The organism is Streptomyces sp. NPDC030296, from assembly GCF_055572815.1.
Genome location: NZ_JBVICQ010000008.1, coordinates 189,664 through 205,068 on the forward strand (window position 1 = coordinate 189,664; position 15,405 = coordinate 205,068).

General features: G+C 69.3%; 14 protein-coding genes. 10 read left to right on the top strand and 4 right to left on the bottom strand.

The window, feature by feature from the left end:
• Positions 1 to 24: 24 nt before the first annotated feature.
• Positions 25 to 1,608: an ABC transporter substrate-binding protein gene (locus ACZ4Z3_RS23745; RefSeq protein WP_468502891.1), complete on the top strand. Its 1,584-nt coding sequence runs from the start codon at positions 25 to 27 to the stop codon at positions 1,606 to 1,608.
• Positions 1,609 to 1,725: 117 nt separating this feature from the next.
• On the opposite strand, the gene ACZ4Z3_RS23750 is transcribed toward ACZ4Z3_RS23745, so the two are convergent.
• Positions 1,726 to 2,397 carry a response regulator gene (locus ACZ4Z3_RS23750; protein ID WP_055523022.1) on the bottom strand — a complete coding sequence of 224 codons (672 nt, stop codon included), beginning with the start codon at positions 2,395 to 2,397 and terminating at the stop codon, positions 1,726 to 1,728.
• A gap of 234 nt (positions 2,398 to 2,631) precedes the next feature.
• Positions 2,632 to 3,549: a RecB family exonuclease gene (locus ACZ4Z3_RS23755; RefSeq protein ID WP_468502892.1), complete on the bottom strand. Its 918-nt coding sequence runs from the start codon at positions 3,547 to 3,549 to the stop codon at positions 2,632 to 2,634.
• Positions 3,550 to 3,792: 243 nt separating this feature from the next.
• On the opposite strand from ACZ4Z3_RS23755, the gene ACZ4Z3_RS23760 reads away from it, so the two are divergent.
• The 3 genes from ACZ4Z3_RS23760 to ACZ4Z3_RS23770 all read left to right on the top strand — a co-directional run bounded on the left by ACZ4Z3_RS23760 (position 3,793) and on the right by ACZ4Z3_RS23770 (position 7,487).
• On the top strand, positions 3,793 to 5,748 hold the full coding sequence (locus ACZ4Z3_RS23760) for a site-2 protease family protein (RefSeq protein WP_468502893.1): 1,956 nt from the start codon (positions 3,793 to 3,795) through the stop codon (positions 5,746 to 5,748).
• Positions 5,749 to 5,818: 70 nt separating this feature from the next.
• A complete protein-coding gene (locus ACZ4Z3_RS23765) occupies positions 5,819 to 6,721 on the top strand; it encodes a tRNA (adenine-N1)-methyltransferase (protein WP_099965625.1) in 903 nt (300 codons plus the stop codon).
• 190 nt (positions 6,722 to 6,911) lie between these two features.
• A complete protein-coding gene (locus tag ACZ4Z3_RS23770; protein WP_468502894.1) occupies positions 6,912 to 7,487 on the top strand; it encodes a hypothetical protein in 576 nt (191 codons plus the stop codon).
• An 81-nt stretch (positions 7,488 to 7,568) separates the two neighbouring features.
• Here ACZ4Z3_RS23770 and ACZ4Z3_RS23775 read toward each other — a convergent pair whose 3' ends face one another.
• Positions 7,569 to 7,874, bottom strand: coding sequence for a ferredoxin (locus ACZ4Z3_RS23775; protein ID WP_099965623.1), 306 nt, complete (start codon positions 7,872 to 7,874; stop codon positions 7,569 to 7,571).
• A 242-nt stretch (positions 7,875 to 8,116) separates the two neighbouring features.
• On the opposite strand from ACZ4Z3_RS23775, the gene arc reads away from it, so the two are divergent.
• The 6 genes from arc to prcA all read left to right on the top strand — a co-directional run bounded on the left by arc (position 8,117) and on the right by prcA (position 14,267).
• A complete protein-coding gene (arc, locus tag ACZ4Z3_RS23780) occupies positions 8,117 to 9,883 on the top strand; it encodes a proteasome ATPase (protein WP_468502895.1) in 1,767 nt (588 codons plus the stop codon).
• A gap of 233 nt (positions 9,884 to 10,116) precedes the next feature.
• A complete protein-coding gene (dop, locus tag ACZ4Z3_RS23785; protein WP_468502896.1) occupies positions 10,117 to 11,628 on the top strand; it encodes a depupylase/deamidase Dop in 1,512 nt (503 codons plus the stop codon).
• A gap of 189 nt (positions 11,629 to 11,817) precedes the next feature.
• Positions 11,818 to 12,036, top strand: a complete 219-nt coding sequence (locus ACZ4Z3_RS23790) for a ubiquitin-like protein Pup (protein WP_055540795.1) — start codon at positions 11,818 to 11,820, stop codon at positions 12,034 to 12,036.
• Between the two features lie 393 nt (positions 12,037 to 12,429).
• Positions 12,430 to 12,663: an endonuclease VII domain-containing protein gene (locus ACZ4Z3_RS23795; RefSeq protein ID WP_359694015.1), complete on the top strand. Its 234-nt coding sequence runs from the start codon at positions 12,430 to 12,432 to the stop codon at positions 12,661 to 12,663.
• The gene (prcB, locus tag ACZ4Z3_RS23800) at positions 12,615 to 13,460 is read left to right on the top strand and encodes a proteasome subunit beta (protein ID WP_359693943.1); all 846 of its coding nucleotides are present in this window, start codon (positions 12,615 to 12,617) and stop codon (positions 13,458 to 13,460) included. The genes ACZ4Z3_RS23795 and prcB overlap by 49 nt, the downstream gene beginning before the upstream one ends.
• Positions 13,461 to 13,529: 69 nt before the next feature.
• On the top strand, positions 13,530 to 14,267 hold the full coding sequence (prcA, locus tag ACZ4Z3_RS23805; protein ID WP_055540797.1) for a proteasome subunit alpha: 738 nt from the start codon (positions 13,530 to 13,532) through the stop codon (positions 14,265 to 14,267).
• Positions 14,268 to 14,366: 99 nt separating this feature from the next.
• Here prcA and ACZ4Z3_RS23810 read toward each other — a convergent pair whose 3' ends face one another.
• On the bottom strand, positions 14,367 to 15,383 hold the full coding sequence (locus ACZ4Z3_RS23810; RefSeq protein ID WP_468502897.1) for a LacI family DNA-binding transcriptional regulator: 1,017 nt from the start codon (positions 15,381 to 15,383) through the stop codon (positions 14,367 to 14,369).
• Positions 15,384 to 15,405: the final 22 nt, after the last annotated feature.

Here is a 15,405-nt window from a genome sequence, read left to right on the forward strand (position 1 = left end):
GACGACGACACAAGGCACTCACACGTGAACATGCGCACCCAGTGGCCCGTCCTGACCATCGCGACAGGGCTGGCCGCCGGCCTGCTGACCGGCTGCGGCTCCGAATCCGGGGGGACCGGGGACTCCGGCTCCAACGTGGTGCTCGGGATGACCGACGACGTCCTGGCCACCGACCCCGCCTCCGGCTACGACCCGGGTTCCTGGCTCCTCTTCAACAACGTCTTCCAGTCGCTGCTGAGCTTCCCCAACGGCGCCACCGAGCCCGAGCCGGAGCTCGCCGACGAGTGCTCCTTCGCCGACTCCAGGACCACCGTCTACGAATGCACCCTGAAGAAGGGCCTGAAGTTCAGCAACGGTGAGGACCTCACCGCGAAGGACGTCAAGTTCTCCTTCGACCGCATGCTGAAGATCAACGACGACGCCGGCCCGGCGATCATGTTCCCCATGCTCGACAACGTCGAGACGCCGGACGACACCACCGTCCGCTTCAACCTGAAGTACGCCGACGCCACCTTCCCCAGCAAGATCGCCTCCGGCGCCGGCGCCATCGTCGACGAGAGCTCCTACGACGCCGACGGCCTCCGCAAGGACGGCGAAGCGGTCGGCTCCGGCCCCTACAAGCTGGAGTCCTTCGGCAAGGACGAAGCCGTCTTCGCCGTCAACGACAACTACAAGGGCCCCGCCGACATCGAGAACGAGGGCATCACCCTCAAGTTCTTCCACGGCAAGCAGGACGCCCTGAAGAAGGCCCTCCTGGAGGGCGAGGTCGACGTCGCCTTCCGCGGCCTCAGCGCCGGAGCCATCTCCGACATCGAGACCGACACCTCCACCGCCAGCGGCGTCGAACTCGTCGACGGCACCGGCGCCGAGGTCCAGCACCTGGTCTTCAACATGAACGACCCGGTCACCGGCAAGATCGGCGTCCGCCGCGCCATCGCCCACCTCCTCGACCGCGAGGCCCTCGTCGACGAGGTCTACCAGGGCACCGCCACCCCGCTGTACTCGATCATCCCGGCGGGCATCACCGGCCACAACACCGCCTTCTTCGACACCTACGGCGCCCGCCCCTCGAAGGCCAAGGCCGAGGCCGCCCTGCGTGCCGACGGCATCACCGACAAGGTCGAACTCACCCTCTGGTCCACGCCGTCCCGCTACGGCCCCTCCACCGACCAGGAGCTCGAGGCCATCGCCAAGCAGCTCAACGACTCCGGCCTGTTCGACGCGAAGGTCAAGTCCGTCGCGTTCCCCCAGTACGAGAAGGACATAGCCGCCGGCAAGTACGGCCTCTACGTCAAGGGCTGGGTCCCGGACTACCCGGACCCCGACAACTTCACCAGCCCCTTCTTCGGCAAGGGCAACGTCCTCGACAACAACTACACCAACAAGACCATCACCGGTGATCTCCTGCCGAGCACGGCCGCCCAGAGCGACCGCTCCGCCACCGAGCAGGAATACGCCGAACTGCAGAACCTCGTCGCCGAGGAGGTCCCCCTCCTCCCCGTCTGGCAGGCCAAGCAGTACGCCGTCATCCGCCAGAACGTCTACGGCCTCGAGTACTGCCTCGACGCGTCCACCGTGTTCCGCTTCTGGGAGATCAGCAAGGGCTGACGGCCCACCCCTGACGGCCCACCAGCCGTCGACGAACCACCCCCCCCGTCAACACCCGAGGGCGTCCCCTTCACCACGAAGAGGGCGCCCTCGGCACGTCGTCCACCCCGGCGCCCGCTACTGCGCGCCGGGCCGCACCAGCCCGCTCTCGTACGCGTACACCGCCGCCTGCACCCGGTCCCGCAGCCCCAACTTGGTGAGCACATGCCCCACATGCGTCTTCACCGTCGTCTCGCTGACGAACAGATCGGCCGCGATCTCCGCGTTCGACAGACCCCGCGCCACCAGCTTCAGCACCTCGACCTCACGGTCGGTCAGCGTGTGCAACGTGTCCGGCACCGGCTCGTCCCCCGACGGAAGATGCTCCGCGTACTTGTCGAGGAGGCGGCGTGTGATGCTCGGCGCCAGCATCGCCTCACCGCCCGCGACCACCCGGATCGCCTGCACCAGCTCATGCGCGGGGGCGTCCTTCAACAGGAATCCGCTGGCCCCCGCCCGCAACGCCTCCACCACGTACTCGTCCAGATCGAACGTGGTCAGCACCAGCACCTTCGCCGGACCGTCCCGCCCGGGACCGGTGATCTGACGGGTCGCCTCCACCCCGTCCATACGGGGCATACGAATGTCCATCAGAACCACATCGGGCTGCAACGCCCGCACCTGGTCGAGCGCCTGCAGGCCGTCTCCGGCCTCCCCGACGACCGCGAGGTCCTGCTCCGCCTCCAGAATCATCCGGAAGCCGGTACGCAGCAGCGGCTGGTCGTCAACCAGTAGGACGCGGATGGCCACGAAAATCTCCTTCGCTAGTCCGGGCCCATTCTGCCCTGCGCCCAGGGTCTGTCGTTTGGATCATGCCGGTTTTCGGGCTACGGCACGTTGACAACTGCCGATGAGCGGGGCTTGGCGCGTGCAGCAGCAAGGCGGAGGAGGAAGTCAACGCGACGGGGGAGTCGGGGACCGACGACAACGCCGCAGATGGGCGTGCCAATCCCCGAGGCCCAGGCGTGATCCAAACGACCGGCCCTAGGAGGGAGACTCCGGCGACCTCACCTGCAAGGGATACGGCGGGGGAGTACCACCGAATTCCGGACACACCGCCCGGTGGTCGCACCAGCCGCACAGTTTCGTCGGCCGGGGCCGCCACTCGCCGGTCTCCGTCGCCAGCCGGATCGCCTCCCACAGCGCCAGCAGCTTGCGCTCCACCCGCTCCAGATCGGCCATCACCGGGTCGTACGTCAGCACATCACCGCTGCCCAGATACACCAGCTGCAGCCGGCGCGGCACCACCCGCTTCAGCCGCCACACCACCAGCGCGTAGAACTTCATCTGGAACAGCGCGCCCTCCGCGTACTCGGGCCGCGGTGCCTTCCCCGTCTTGTAGTCGACGATCCGCACCTCACCCGTCGGCGCCACGTCCACCCGGTCGATGATCCCGCGCAGCCTGAGCCCCGAATCCAGCTCCGCCTCCACGAACAACTCCCGCTCGACCGGCTCCAACCGGGTCGGGTCCTCCAGCGTGAACCAGCGCTCCACCAGCCGCTCGGCCTCCGCCAGCCAGCCCGCGAGCCGCTCGCCCTCCGGGTCGTCCGCGAACAGCTCCACGACCTCCGGCCGCGACTCCCGCAGCCGGTCCCACTGCGCCGGCACCAGCGACTTGGCCTTCGGTGCCGTCCGCTCCGCCGCCGGCGCGTCGAACAGCCGCTCAAGCACCGCGTGCACCAGGGTGCCCCGCGTCGCCGCCTCGCTCGGCTTCTCCGGCAGCCGGTCGATCACCCGGAACCGGTACAGCAGCGGACACTGCATGAAGTCACTGGCCCGCGAGGGCGACAACGAGGCCGGGGGCGCCGCCTCCCGCGCGGGGCGCGCGCCCTCTTCGCCGGTGCCGTCCACCGCGCCGGAGGGTGCGGTGCCGGCGCCGGTGCCGTCGGTGCTGGTTTCCATGACGACAGACCATACGGCCCACCACTGACAGTGACCGCCACGGGGCCGCCGGCGACGGATGCCGACCGGCCCGCGCGTCCCCGGACCGCCCCCGTCCACCGACACGGCCGTGTGCCTGCTGCGACGCGGGGAAAACTGAGGGGGTGCCGGGGCGGAACCCATGACGGCGACCGCATAGCATCGACCACAGACCCTTCCGCCACTGGACAAAGGCGCGGAAGACGCTTCGAACGAGGGGACATCGTGGAGACGAGCGGCGGGAGCGGGCAGCCGCGGTCGGGCAACGACGACGCGACCGAACACACGGACGGCGAGACCACCCACACCGCCGACCTCGCCCCCACCAACCCTGCCGAACCGACACCCGAGGGCACCCCCGCCCCCCGTCGAGACCCGCAGACCACGGAGGGCACCGAGGCCATCGAACCCTCGGACGTCACCGACGGAACCGGGGCGGACACGAAGGCCGCCGCGCGAGCCGAGAAGCAGGCCGCCACCGAGGGCGCCCGGACGCCGGAGGCCGCCGGAGGCGCGGGGGAGTCCGGTGAGCCGAACGCTCCCGAGAGCCCCGCGGACACGGGCCACACCGGGGGCGCCGAGGCCGCCACCGGCCGACCGGATCGCCGCGCAGCCGCCGAAGGCGCCGGTCAGCCCGAGGACCCGGCGGCCGACGGCCGTTCCGAGGCTCCGACGGCCTCCCGCCGGGCTGGGCGACCGGACGCCTCCGAGAACCCCCAGTCGCCCGCCGACGCGCAGCCCTCCGAGCACCCCGCGCCCTCGGCGGACACACAACCGTCCGAGGAACCCCGCCCGGCCGACAGCCCCCGGCGGCCCGCGGACGCCCTCCCTCCGGAGGACCACCGGCGAGCCGCGGACACGCCGTCCTCCGAGGGCTCCCAGCGGCCCGACGCGCCCCACTCGACGGACGGCCCCGCCTCCCTGCGCAAGGGCCCCTCGGCCGGGTCCTCCGCCGCGTCCGAGGACACCGCCAGTACCGCGCGGCCCTACGCCCACGGCGGCGGGCCCAAGCCTCCCGAGCGGCCCAAGGAGCCCGGCGGCGGCATCCTCATGGGGCGTCCCTTCGGCGTACCCGTGTACGTCGCGCCCAGCTGGTTCCTCGTCGCCGCCCTCATCACCTGGGTCTTCGGCGGCCAACTCGACCGCGTCCTGCCCGAACTCGGCGCCCTCCGCTACCTCGTCTCCCTCTTCTTCGCGGTCGCCTTCTACGCCTCCGTCCTCGTCCACGAGCTCGCCCACACCATCGCCGCCCTCCGCTTCAAACTCCCCGTACGACGCATTCAGCTCCAGTTCTTCGGCGGCGTCTCCGAGATCGAGAAGGAGTCCGAGACCCCCGGCCGCGAATTCGTCCTCGCCTTCGTGGGCCCCCTCCTCTCCCTCGTCCTCGCCGGCGTCTTCTACCTCGCCCTCCTCGCCGTGGAACCCGGCACCGTCCCCGGCGTCCTGCTGGCCGGCCTGATGATCTCCAACCTCATCGTCGCCGCCTTCAACCTCCTCCCCGGCCTCCCCCTCGACGGCGGCCGCATGCTCCGCGCCGTCGTCTGGAAGATCACCGGCAAGCCCATGAGCGGCACCGTCGCCGCCGCCTGGGTCGGCCGCGCCCTCGCCCTCTCCGTCCTCATCGGACTGCCCTGGCTCACCCAGTCCGGCCTCCTCGGCGCCGACGCCACCGACAGCGTCGGCATGGACACCGTCCTCGACGCCCTGCTCGCCGCGATCCTCGCCGCCATCATCTGGACCGGCGCCGGCAACAGCCTCCGCATGGCCCGCCTGCGCGAACACCTCCCCGAACTGCGCGCCCGCGCCCTCACCCGCCGCGCCGTCCCCGTCGAGACCGACACCCCCCTCTCCGAAGCCCTCCGCCGCGCCAACGACGCCGGCGCCCGCGCCCTCGTCGTCGTCGACGCCGACGGCGAACCCCTCTCCCTCGTCCGCGAGGCCGCCATCGTCGGCGTCCCCGAACACCGCCGCCCCTGGGTCGTCGTCAGCGGCCTCGCCCAGGACCTCACCGACGGCATGCGCGTCTCCGCGGAACTCGCCGGAGAAGAACTCCTCGACGCCCTCCGCGCCACCCCCGCCACCGAGTACCTCGTCGTCGAGGAGACCGGAGAGATCTACGGCGTCCTCTCCGCCGCCGACGTGGAACGCGCCTTCGTCAAGGCCATGGCCAGGCCCTCCTGACCCGCACGCCCCCCACCACCCGGGCACAGCGGTGGTCCGCGGCCCCGTCGGGGACCGGTAGGCTGGTCACATGTCCGAACCGACCGGTGCCGCCCGCCGTCGCGGGCCCTTCAAGGTCGGGGACCAGGTTCAGCTGACCGACCCCAAGGGCCGCCACTACACGTTCACGCTCGAAGAGGGAAAGAACTTCCACACCCACAAGGGTTCCTTCCCTCACGACGAGCTGATCGGCGCACCCGAGGGCAGCGTTGTCCGCACCACCGGTAACGTCGCCTACCTCGCGCTGCGCCCCCTGCTCCCCGACTACGTCCTGTCCATGCCCCGCGGCGCCGCCGTGGTCTACCCCAAGGACGCGGGGCAGATCCTCGCCTTCGCCGACATCTTCCCCGGCGCCCGCGTCGTGGAGGCCGGCGTCGGCTCCGGCTCGCTCAGCAGCTTCCTGCTGCGCGCCATCGGCGACCAGGGCATGCTCCACTCGTACGAGCGCCGCGCGGACTTCGCCGAGATCGCCCAGCAGAACGTGGAGCGCTACTTCGGCGGCCCCCACCCCGCCTGGCAACTCACCGTCGGCGACCTCCAGGACAACCTGTCCGACACCGACGTCGACCGCGTCATCCTCGACATGCTCGCCCCCTGGGAATGCCTGGAGGCCGTCTCCAAGGCACTCGTCCCCGGCGGCATCCTCTGCTGCTACGTCGCCACGACCACCCAGCTCGCCCGGACCGTCGAGTCCATCCGCGAGATCGGCAGCTTCAACGAGCCGACCGCCTGGGAGACGATGATCCGCAACTGGCACATCGAGGGCCTCGCCGTCCGCCCGGACCACCGCATGATCGGCCACACCGGCTTCCTGCTCACCGCCCGCCGCCTCGCCGACGGCGTCGAGCCCCCCATGCGCCGCCGCCGCCCCGCCAAGGGCGCCTACGGCGAGGACTACGCCGGCCCCAACGCCGACGGCGGCAACGCCCGCTGACCCCACCGGCAACCCACCCTTGACGTGGCCGAGTTCCCCGTAGCGCCCGGGAACTCGGCCACGCCGCTTTCGCGTTGACGCGCACCAGAACGCCCCCGCGAACCCCGCACCCCGCCGTTCCACCCCGCTGTGACGTGTGGCACCATGCGGGGCATCCCAACCGCCACAGCCCTCCCAGGAGACGCTCCTAGTGCAGCAGCCCGCGGTCCCGGAACTGGCACACGCGCACACCCGCCCGATCCACTGGCTCGCCACGGCCACCGCCCTCGCCGGAGTCGTGGCCCTGTCGTCGGCCCTCCAACCGGACGCGGCGAGAGCCGCCCAGCCCGGCCCGGGGCCCAAGCCCGCCCCCGCCGCGGTCGCCGCCCCCCACCCCGCCGACGTCGACCTGCCCCTGGACTGCGGCCCCGTCGACGTCGTCATCAAGGAACAGGCATCCGGAGACCTCGACGGCGACAACCGCCCCGAGACCGTGGCCGTCGTCCACTGCGACGCCGCCATGGGCACCCCGCCCGACGCCGTCTACGTGCTCACCCGCTCCACCGACGCCGCACGGCCCCGCGTCGTGGCCACCCTCGTCGCCCCCGAGGACCGCGACACCGTCACCGACTTCGCCGTCCGTGACGGAGCCGTCACGGCCACCCTGCACGGCTACTCCTCGCCCAAGGTGCCCAATTGCTGCCCCGACGTCACCGACGACGTCGAATGGCAGTGGCGGAACGGGGCGTTCGTACGCTCGACACCCGCAGGTACCCAAAGCGTGTGACACCCCGCCCAAGGGGATGTGATCACCCGGCAAACCCGGTGTGAGAAACCAGACACGGCATGGCGGGGAGTGGCCGCCCGGTCACTCCGCGTCCGGGCCGTACACCTCGACCCTGTCCGAAACCCGACGTACATGGATGCACTCGCCCGGACACTCCTTCGCCGAGTCCACCACGTCCGTCAGAAGCGGCAGCGGAACCGGCGTCGTCGCCCCCGGAGCCTGCAGCAACTCGTCGTCCACGCTCTTCACATACGCCAGCCCGTCGATGTCCAGCTCGAACACCTCGGGCGCGTACTGCGCGCAGATACCGTCACCGGTGCACAGGTCCTGGTCGATCCAGACCTCGAGCGCCTCGCCCACGGTCCCGGACTCCTGTTGCACGGTCATCTCTCCTGCCATTCCTCTCGCCACGGTCGGGAACCATGCAGGCCCTGACGGGTGTTGAACACTTCGACCCTACCCGGACCGGCTTCCCAATCATGTTCCGTGGGTATTCCCCTGGCGTGAGGGAGAGCGCAAGGGTGAAGATCGGACACACCCCGACCGTCTTTGTGATCTAGGGGTTTCAATCGACACCCACCCAGGTAGGGTCTGGAAGCGTCCAGCTCCCCTTGGAGGAGGTGAGGACCGTGGCAGCCCACGACGACGACATGAACCGCGGCATCCGCCCGGGACGAGGGTCCGACGACCCGGCCGGGCAGATTGCCTACCTTGAGCAGGAGATCGCCGTCCTGCGACGCAAGCTCGCCGACTCTCCGCGACACACGAGGATTCTCGAAGAGCGGATCGTCGAGCTGCAGACCAACCTGGCCGGCGTGTCCGCACAGAACGAGCGGCTCGCCAACACGCTCCGTGAGGCCCGCGACCAGATCGTGGCCCTCAAGGAAGAAGTCGACCGGCTCGCACAGCCCCCGGCCGGCTTCGGTGTCTTCCTCACGGCGAACGAGGACGGCACGGCCGACATCTTCACCGGAGGCCGAAAGCTCCGCGTGAACGTCAGCCCGAGCGTGGACCTGGAAGAGCTCCGGCGCGGCCAGGAAGTCATGCTCAACGAAGCGCTCAACGTGGTCGAAGCCATGGAGTTCGAGCGCGTCGGGGACATCGTCACCCTCAAGGAGATCCTCGAGGACGGCGAGCGCGCCCTGGTGCTCGGGCACACCGACGAGGAACGGGTGGTACGGCTCGCCGAGCCGCTGCTGGACGTCACCATCCGCCCCGGCGACGCCCTGCTGCTCGAACCCCGATCCGGCTACGTCTACGAGATCGTCCCGAAGAGCGAGGTCGAGGAACTCGTCCTCGAAGAGGTCCCGGACATCGGCTACGAACAGATCGGCGGCCTCGGCGGCCAGATCGAGGCCATCCGCGACGCGGTCGAGCTCCCGTACCTCTACCCCGACCTCTTCAAGGAGCACGAGCTGAGGCCGCCCAAGGGCGTCCTCCTCTACGGGCCCCCCGGATGCGGCAAGACGCTCATCGCCAAGGCCGTGGCCAACTCACTGGCCAAGAAGGTCGCGGAAGTGACCGGCCAGGCCGCGGGCAAGAGCTTCTTCCTCAACATCAAGGGACCCGAGCTCCTCAACAAGTACGTCGGCGAGACCGAGCGGCAGATCCGCCTCGTCTTCCAGCGTGCGAGGGAGAAGGCCAGCGAGGGCACCCCCGTCATCGTCTTCTTCGACGAAATGGAATCCCTCTTCCGCACCCGTGGATCCGGTGTCAGCTCGGACGTGGAGAACACCATCGTCCCCCAGCTGCTCGCCGAGATCGACGGCGTGGAAGGCCTGCAGAACGTGGTCGTGATCGGCGCCTCCAACCGCGAGGACATGATCGACCCCGCCATCCTGCGCCCCGGCCGACTCGACGTGAAGATCAAGATCGAGCGTCCCGACGCCGAGGCCGCCAAGGACATCTTCGGCAAGTACCTCACCGAGCGCCTCCCGCTGCACTCCGACGACCTCGGCGAGCACGGCGGCAGCAAGGCCACCACCGTCGAGAGCATGATCCAGACGGCAGTGGAACACATGTACGCCGAATCCGAGGAGAACCGCTTCCTGGAAGTCACCTACGCCAACGGAGACAAGGAAGTCCTCTACTTCAAGGACTTCAACAGTGGCGCCATGATCGAGAACATCGTCGGCCGCGCCAAGAAGATGGCGATCAAGGACTTCCTGGAGAAGAACCAGAAGGGCCTCCGCGTCTCCCACCTCCTCCAGGCCTGCGTGGACGAGTTCAAGGAGAACGAGGACCTGCCCAACACCACCAACCCGGACGACTGGGCCCGAATCTCCGGAAAGAAGGGCGAACGGATCGTTTACATCCGTACCCTGATCACCGGAAAGCAGGGTGCCGACACGGGACGCTCCATCGACACGGTGGCGAACACCGGACAGTACCTGTAAAAGGCAGGGCGGCTGCGGGTGCCCTCAGTGGGTACCCGCAGCCGACTGTTTTTCGGGTCACGGCTGGAGCAGTCAATGACGCAAATGATCTCCCCACCAGCGCGAAGCCGTTCTAGGCTCGTTCGTACCGCCGAGTCGCGCAGTGCGGGGACGGGCACCGCACACGCACCGGAGCGCCAGCGGTACTTGAGCGGCGTCCCCGACCGAGGGCGCCGCCGGGCAAGGAGGGCCGCATGACCGTACGGCGAGTAATGGGCATCGAGACGGAGTACGGGATCTCCGTCCCCGGCCACCCCAATGCCAATGCCATGCTCACCTCGTCCCAGATCGTCAACGCCTACGCCGCGGCGATGCACCGGGCCCGCCGGGCCCGCTGGGACTTCGAGGAGGAGAACCCGCTGAGGGACGCGCGAGGCTTCGACCTCGCCCGTGAGGCCGCCGACTCCAGCCAGCTCACCGACGAGGACATCGGCCTGGCCAACGTCATCCTCACCAACGGAGCACGCCTCTACGTCGACCACGCACACCCCGAATACAGCGCCCCCGAGGTCACCAACCCCCGGGACGCCGTCCTCTGGGACAAGGCCGGCGAACGGATCATGGCCGAAGCCGCCGAACGGGCGGCCCAGCTCCCCGGCGCACAGCCGATCCACCTCTACAAGAACAACACCGACAACAAGGGCGCCTCCTACGGCACGCACGAGAACTACCTGATGAAGCGGGAGACCCCCTTCTCGGACATCGTGCGCCACCTCACGCCGTTCTTCGTCTCCCGCCAGGTCTTCGCCGGCGCCGGACGCGTCGGCATCGGCCAGGACGGCCACGAACACGGCTTCCAGCTCAGCCAGCGCGCCGACTACTTCGAGGTCGAGGTCGGCCTGGAGACCACCCTCAAGCGCCCCATCATCAACACCCGCGACGAACCCCACGCGGACGCCGAGAAGTACCGCCGCCTCCACGTGATCATCGGCGACGCGAACCTCTCGGAGATCTCCACCTACCTGAAGCTGGGCACCACCGCCCTCGTCCTCTCCATGATCGAGGACGGCTTCATCGCCGTCGACCTCGCCGTCGACCAGCCCGTACGCACCCTCCACCAGGTCTCCCACGACCCGACGCTGCAACGCCTCATCACACTGCGCAGCGGACGCACGCTGACCGCCGTGCAGCTCCAGATGGAGTACTACGAGCTGGCGCGCAAGTACATCGAGGAGCGGTTCGGCGCGGACGCCGACGACCAGACCAAGGACGTCCTCAGCCGCTGGGAGGACACGCTCAACCGCCTGGAGCACGACCCCATGAGCCTCTCCGGCGAACTCGACTGGGTCGCCAAGCGGGAACTCATGGAGGGCTACCGCCGCCGTGACGGCCTCGACTGGGACGCCGCCCGGCTTCACCTGGTCGACCTCCAGTACGCCGACGTACGGGCCGACAAGGGCCTCTACAACCGTCTCGTGGCCCGCGGCAAGATGAAGCGGCTCCTCGACGAGACGGAGGTCGAGCGGGCGCGTACGAAGCCGCCGGAGGACACCCGCGCGTACTTCCGCGGCCGCTGCCTGGAGCAGTACGCCGACGACGTCGCGGCCGCCTCCTGGGACTCCGTGATCTTCGATCTTCCGGGCCGGGATTCGCTCCAGCGGGTTCCAACCCTCGAACCCCTTCGCGGAACGCGAAATCACGTCAAGGAGCTCCTGGACCGCTGCCGCACGGCAGAAGACCTGGTCAAGGTCCTGTCCGGCGGCTGAACCGGGGTTCGAACCCGATCAGCCGGGCAGGGTGGAAACAGCGCCGTCCGGGAATCATCGAGGTGGTTCCCGGACGTTGTCGAAACAACGGGGCCAATGTCAGACCCGGCTTGTAGGGTCTGATCATGACCGATCGGCAGGAAAGCCGACCTGCCGACCATGTCGGGCGAACTGAGCGGGGTGAGGGTTATGGCGACCAAGGACACCGGCGGCGGACAGCAGAAGGCCACCCGTTCCACCGAAGAGGTCGAGGAGCAGGCGCCCGAGGCGCAGGCCGGCGAGGACCTCAAGGAACGACACGAGAAGCTGAGCGACGACGTCGACTCGGTTCTCGATGAAATCGATGATGTCCTGGAAGAGAACGCCGAGGATTTCGTGAGGTCCTTCGTTCAGAAGGGTGGAGAGTAGTTTCGCCTTTGATTCTAAGGTGAAGCAGGGCTTCTTCAGTGGAGCAGTCGGGGGAGCCGCTGTTCGCGGTGCGAGGAGTGTTTACCGCGGGCGGCGTTCGCCAGTAACAAGGGCATGCCTGACGGCCTTCAGGCGTACTGCCGGGAGTGCTCGGCCGAGTACTACCGGCAGCGTCAGGAGGCCAAGGGTAAAAGGTCCGGCCCAAGGTGCCGGTTCCTCGTGGGCACAAGCGATGCCCCCAGTGCGAACAGGTCAAGCCGCACTCCGCATGGGAGCCGAACAAGTCCGCGTCGGACCGGATGGGCCAGCTACTGCCGGACATGCCGTGCGGAGCGCAGTCGGATCAGCTACTTCAAGCGCAAGTACGGCCTCACCCCAGCCGAGTTGGACGCCATGGTCGCCGAGCAGCACGGGATCTGTTGTATCTGTCTCGCTGGTCCGGCGGAGCATGTGGATCACTGCCACGAGACGGGTAGGGTCCGAGGCGTACTGTGCTTCAGCTGCAACGCGGCGCTGGGGCAGTTCAAGGATCGGCCCGACGTCATGAGGCGGGCTGCGACATACGTGGAAGGAAACGCGTGGAAGCCAACACTCGTAGCACCGGGCGTCTACCAGCTGCCTTCCTGACGCCTGGGTCGTCGTCCTTCATGGACTTCCTGTCGGAGCACCAGCCGGAGCTGCTCCCCGGCAAGCGGCAGCTGCCGCCGACCCAGGGCGTGATCGAGGCCCCGCACGGCACGACGATCGTGGCCGTGACGTTCCCCGGCGGTGTGGTGCTCGCCGGCGACCGGCGGGCCACGATGGGGAACATGATCGCGCAGCGGGACATCGAGAAGGTGTTCCCCGCGGACGAGTACTCGGCTGTGGGAATCGCCGGTACGGCCGGTCTGGCCGTGGAGATGGTCAAGCTGTTCCAGCTGGAGCTGGAGCACTTCGAGAAGGTCGAGGGGGCGCAGCTCTCCCTGGAGGGCAAGGCGAACCGTCTGTCGACCATGATCCGTTCCAACCTCGGCATGGCGATGCAGGGTCTGGCGGTGGTCCCGCTGTTCGCGGGCTACGACGTGGACCGGGAGAAGGGCCGCATCTTCTCCTACGACGTGACGGGCGGCCGTTCCGAGGAGTCCGGTTACGCGGCCACGGGTTCCGGCTCGATCTTCGCGCGCGGTGCCATGAAGAAGCTCTTCCGTGAGGATCTGACCGAGGAGCAGGCCACGACGCTCGTGGTGCAGGCTCTGTACGACGCGGCTGACGACGACTCGGCGACCGGTGGTCCCGATGTCGCCCGCCGGATCTACCCGATCGTCACCGTGATCACCGAGGACGGCTTCCGTCGGCTCACCGACGAGGAGTCCTCCGGGATCGCCCGCTCGATCCTGGAGCGGCGTCTGGAGCAGCCCGACGGTCCGCGGGCCGCGCTGCTCTAGCCGGTCCGGCGCGGACGGCCCTCTTATCAAGGTGATCCAGTGACTTCGACAGAAAGGGACGGATAACCGGTGTCGACGCCGTTCTATGTCTCACCCCAGCAGGCCATGGCCGACCGGGCGGAGTACGCCCGCAAGGGCATCGCCCGCGGCCGCAGCCTGGTCGTGCTGCAGTATGCCGACGGCATCGTGTTCGTCGGCGAGAACCCGTCCCGTGCGCTGCACAAGTTCAGCGAGATCTACGACCGGATCGGTTTCGCGGCCGCCGGCAAGTACAACGAGTACGAGAACCTGCGGATCGGTGGTGTGCGCTACGCCGACCTGCGGGGTTACACCTACGACCGTGACGATGTGACCGCTCGCGGTCTCGCGAACGTCTACGCCCAGACGCTGGGCACGATCTTCTCCTCGGCGGCCGAGAAGCCGTACGAGGTGGAGCTCGTCGTGGCCGAGGTGGGGGAGACGCCCGAGGGCGATCAGATCTACCGTCTGCCGCACGACGGCTCGATCGTCGACGAGCACGGTTCGGTCGCGGTGGGTGGTAACGCCGAGCAGATCAGCAGCTATCTGGACCAGCGTCACCAGGACGGCATGTCCCTGGCGGAGGCCCTGAAGCTCGCGGTGCAGGCGCTGTCGCGGGACACCAACGGCACGCAGCGGGAGATCCCCGCCGAGCGGCTGGAGGTGGCGGTCCTGGACCGTACGCGTCCGCAGCAGCGCAAGTTCAAGCGCATCGTCGGCCGTCAGCTGGCCCGTCTCCTGGAGACGGACGGCGCGTCCACGGAGGCCGAGAGCTCCGAGGAGGAGTAGGCCGACAGTCCGGCGTCAGCCCGCCCGTAATGCGCCCCGGTCGATCATGGCCGGGGCGCGCGACGTTGGAGGGGGTGTCGCTCACCCCCGACGGGGTGTTCAGGCCCCTGGGCGGGCCGTGGAGCCCCGTACGACGAGTTCCACGGGGATGTCCCCTTCCTGGGGTGTGCGGCCCTCCAGGACCGCCAGGAGGGCCGCCATGCCGCGTTCCCCGAAGGTTTCGGCGTCGAGGCGCACGGTGGTGAGTTCGGGGTCGAGTGCGGTGGCGAGGCCGAGGTCGTCGACGCCGGTGACGGAGATGTCGTCGGGGACCCTCAGTCCGAGGCGGCGCAGGGCCTTGTAGGCCCCGGCGGCGAGTTTGTCGTCGTCGCAGACGAGTGCGGTGGGCCGGGGGCCGTCGGGCCCGGTGAGCGCGGCTTCGGTGGCGGTCAGGGCACCCTCGATGGAGATGGGTGCGGCCACCGTCCGCAGGGTGGTTCCGGAGACCGCGGCGAGCCGTGTGGCGAGTTCCTGTGCGCGTACCTCGAAGGTCCAGGAGGGGACGTCGGCGGCGAGGTGCAGGAAGTGGCGGTGGCCCAGGGCGAGGAGGTGGTCGGCGACCTGTCGTGCGCCGTCGCGGATGTCGAGGTTGACGGTGACGGCGCCGTGGCTGCCCCGGGGGTCGCTGTCGAGCATCACCAGGGGCAGCTGGTCGCCGCGGATGGCGCTGAGGGCGTCGGCGGCCATGGAGGAGGCGATGACGCCGTCGAGGGCGGCCTGGGCGGAGGCGAAGGGGTCGCGGGCGGGGCCGACGCCTTCGGGGGAGGGATAGAGGACGACGCCGAAGCCGTGCCGTGCGGCGACGCGGGCGGCCCCGGTGTAGACACCGCCGAAGAACTCGGTGGTGAGGGCGGGGACGACGAGGAGGACTGTGCGGGTGCGGCCGAGGCGGAGGTTGCGGGCGGCGAGGTTGGGCCGGTAGCCGAGTTCGCGGGCGGCTTCGCGGACCCGTTCGGCGGTGGTCTCGGAGACGCGGCCGCGCCATTTGTCGCCGAGGACGAGGGAGACGGCGGCCTGGGAGACGCCGGCGGCCTGGGCGACGTCACGGCTCGTGGGCCGTGTACTACCTCGTGCCACGGTGGGCGTGCTCCTTCGTGGG

Bases quoted from the DNA above. Each gene is read 5' to 3' on its own strand.
- ACZ4Z3_RS23755 (WP_468502892.1), bottom strand. From the start codon at position 3,549: ATGGAAACCAGCACCGACGGCACCGGCGCCGGCACCGCACCCTCCGGC.
- ACZ4Z3_RS23765 (WP_099965625.1), top strand. From the start codon at position 5,819: ATGTCCGAACCGACCGGTGCCGCCCGCCGTCGCGGGCCCTTCAAGGTC.
- ACZ4Z3_RS23775 (WP_099965623.1), bottom strand. From the start codon at position 7,874: ATGACCGTGCAACAGGAGTCCGGGACCGTGGGCGAGGCGCTCGAGGTC.
- dop (WP_468502896.1), top strand. From the start codon at position 10,117: ATGACCGTACGGCGAGTAATGGGCATCGAGACGGAGTACGGGATCTCC.
- ACZ4Z3_RS23790 (WP_055540795.1), top strand. From the start codon at position 11,818: ATGGCGACCAAGGACACCGGCGGCGGACAGCAGAAGGCCACCCGTTCC.
- ACZ4Z3_RS23795 (WP_359694015.1), top strand. From the start codon at position 12,430: ATGGTCGCCGAGCAGCACGGGATCTGTTGTATCTGTCTCGCTGGTCCG.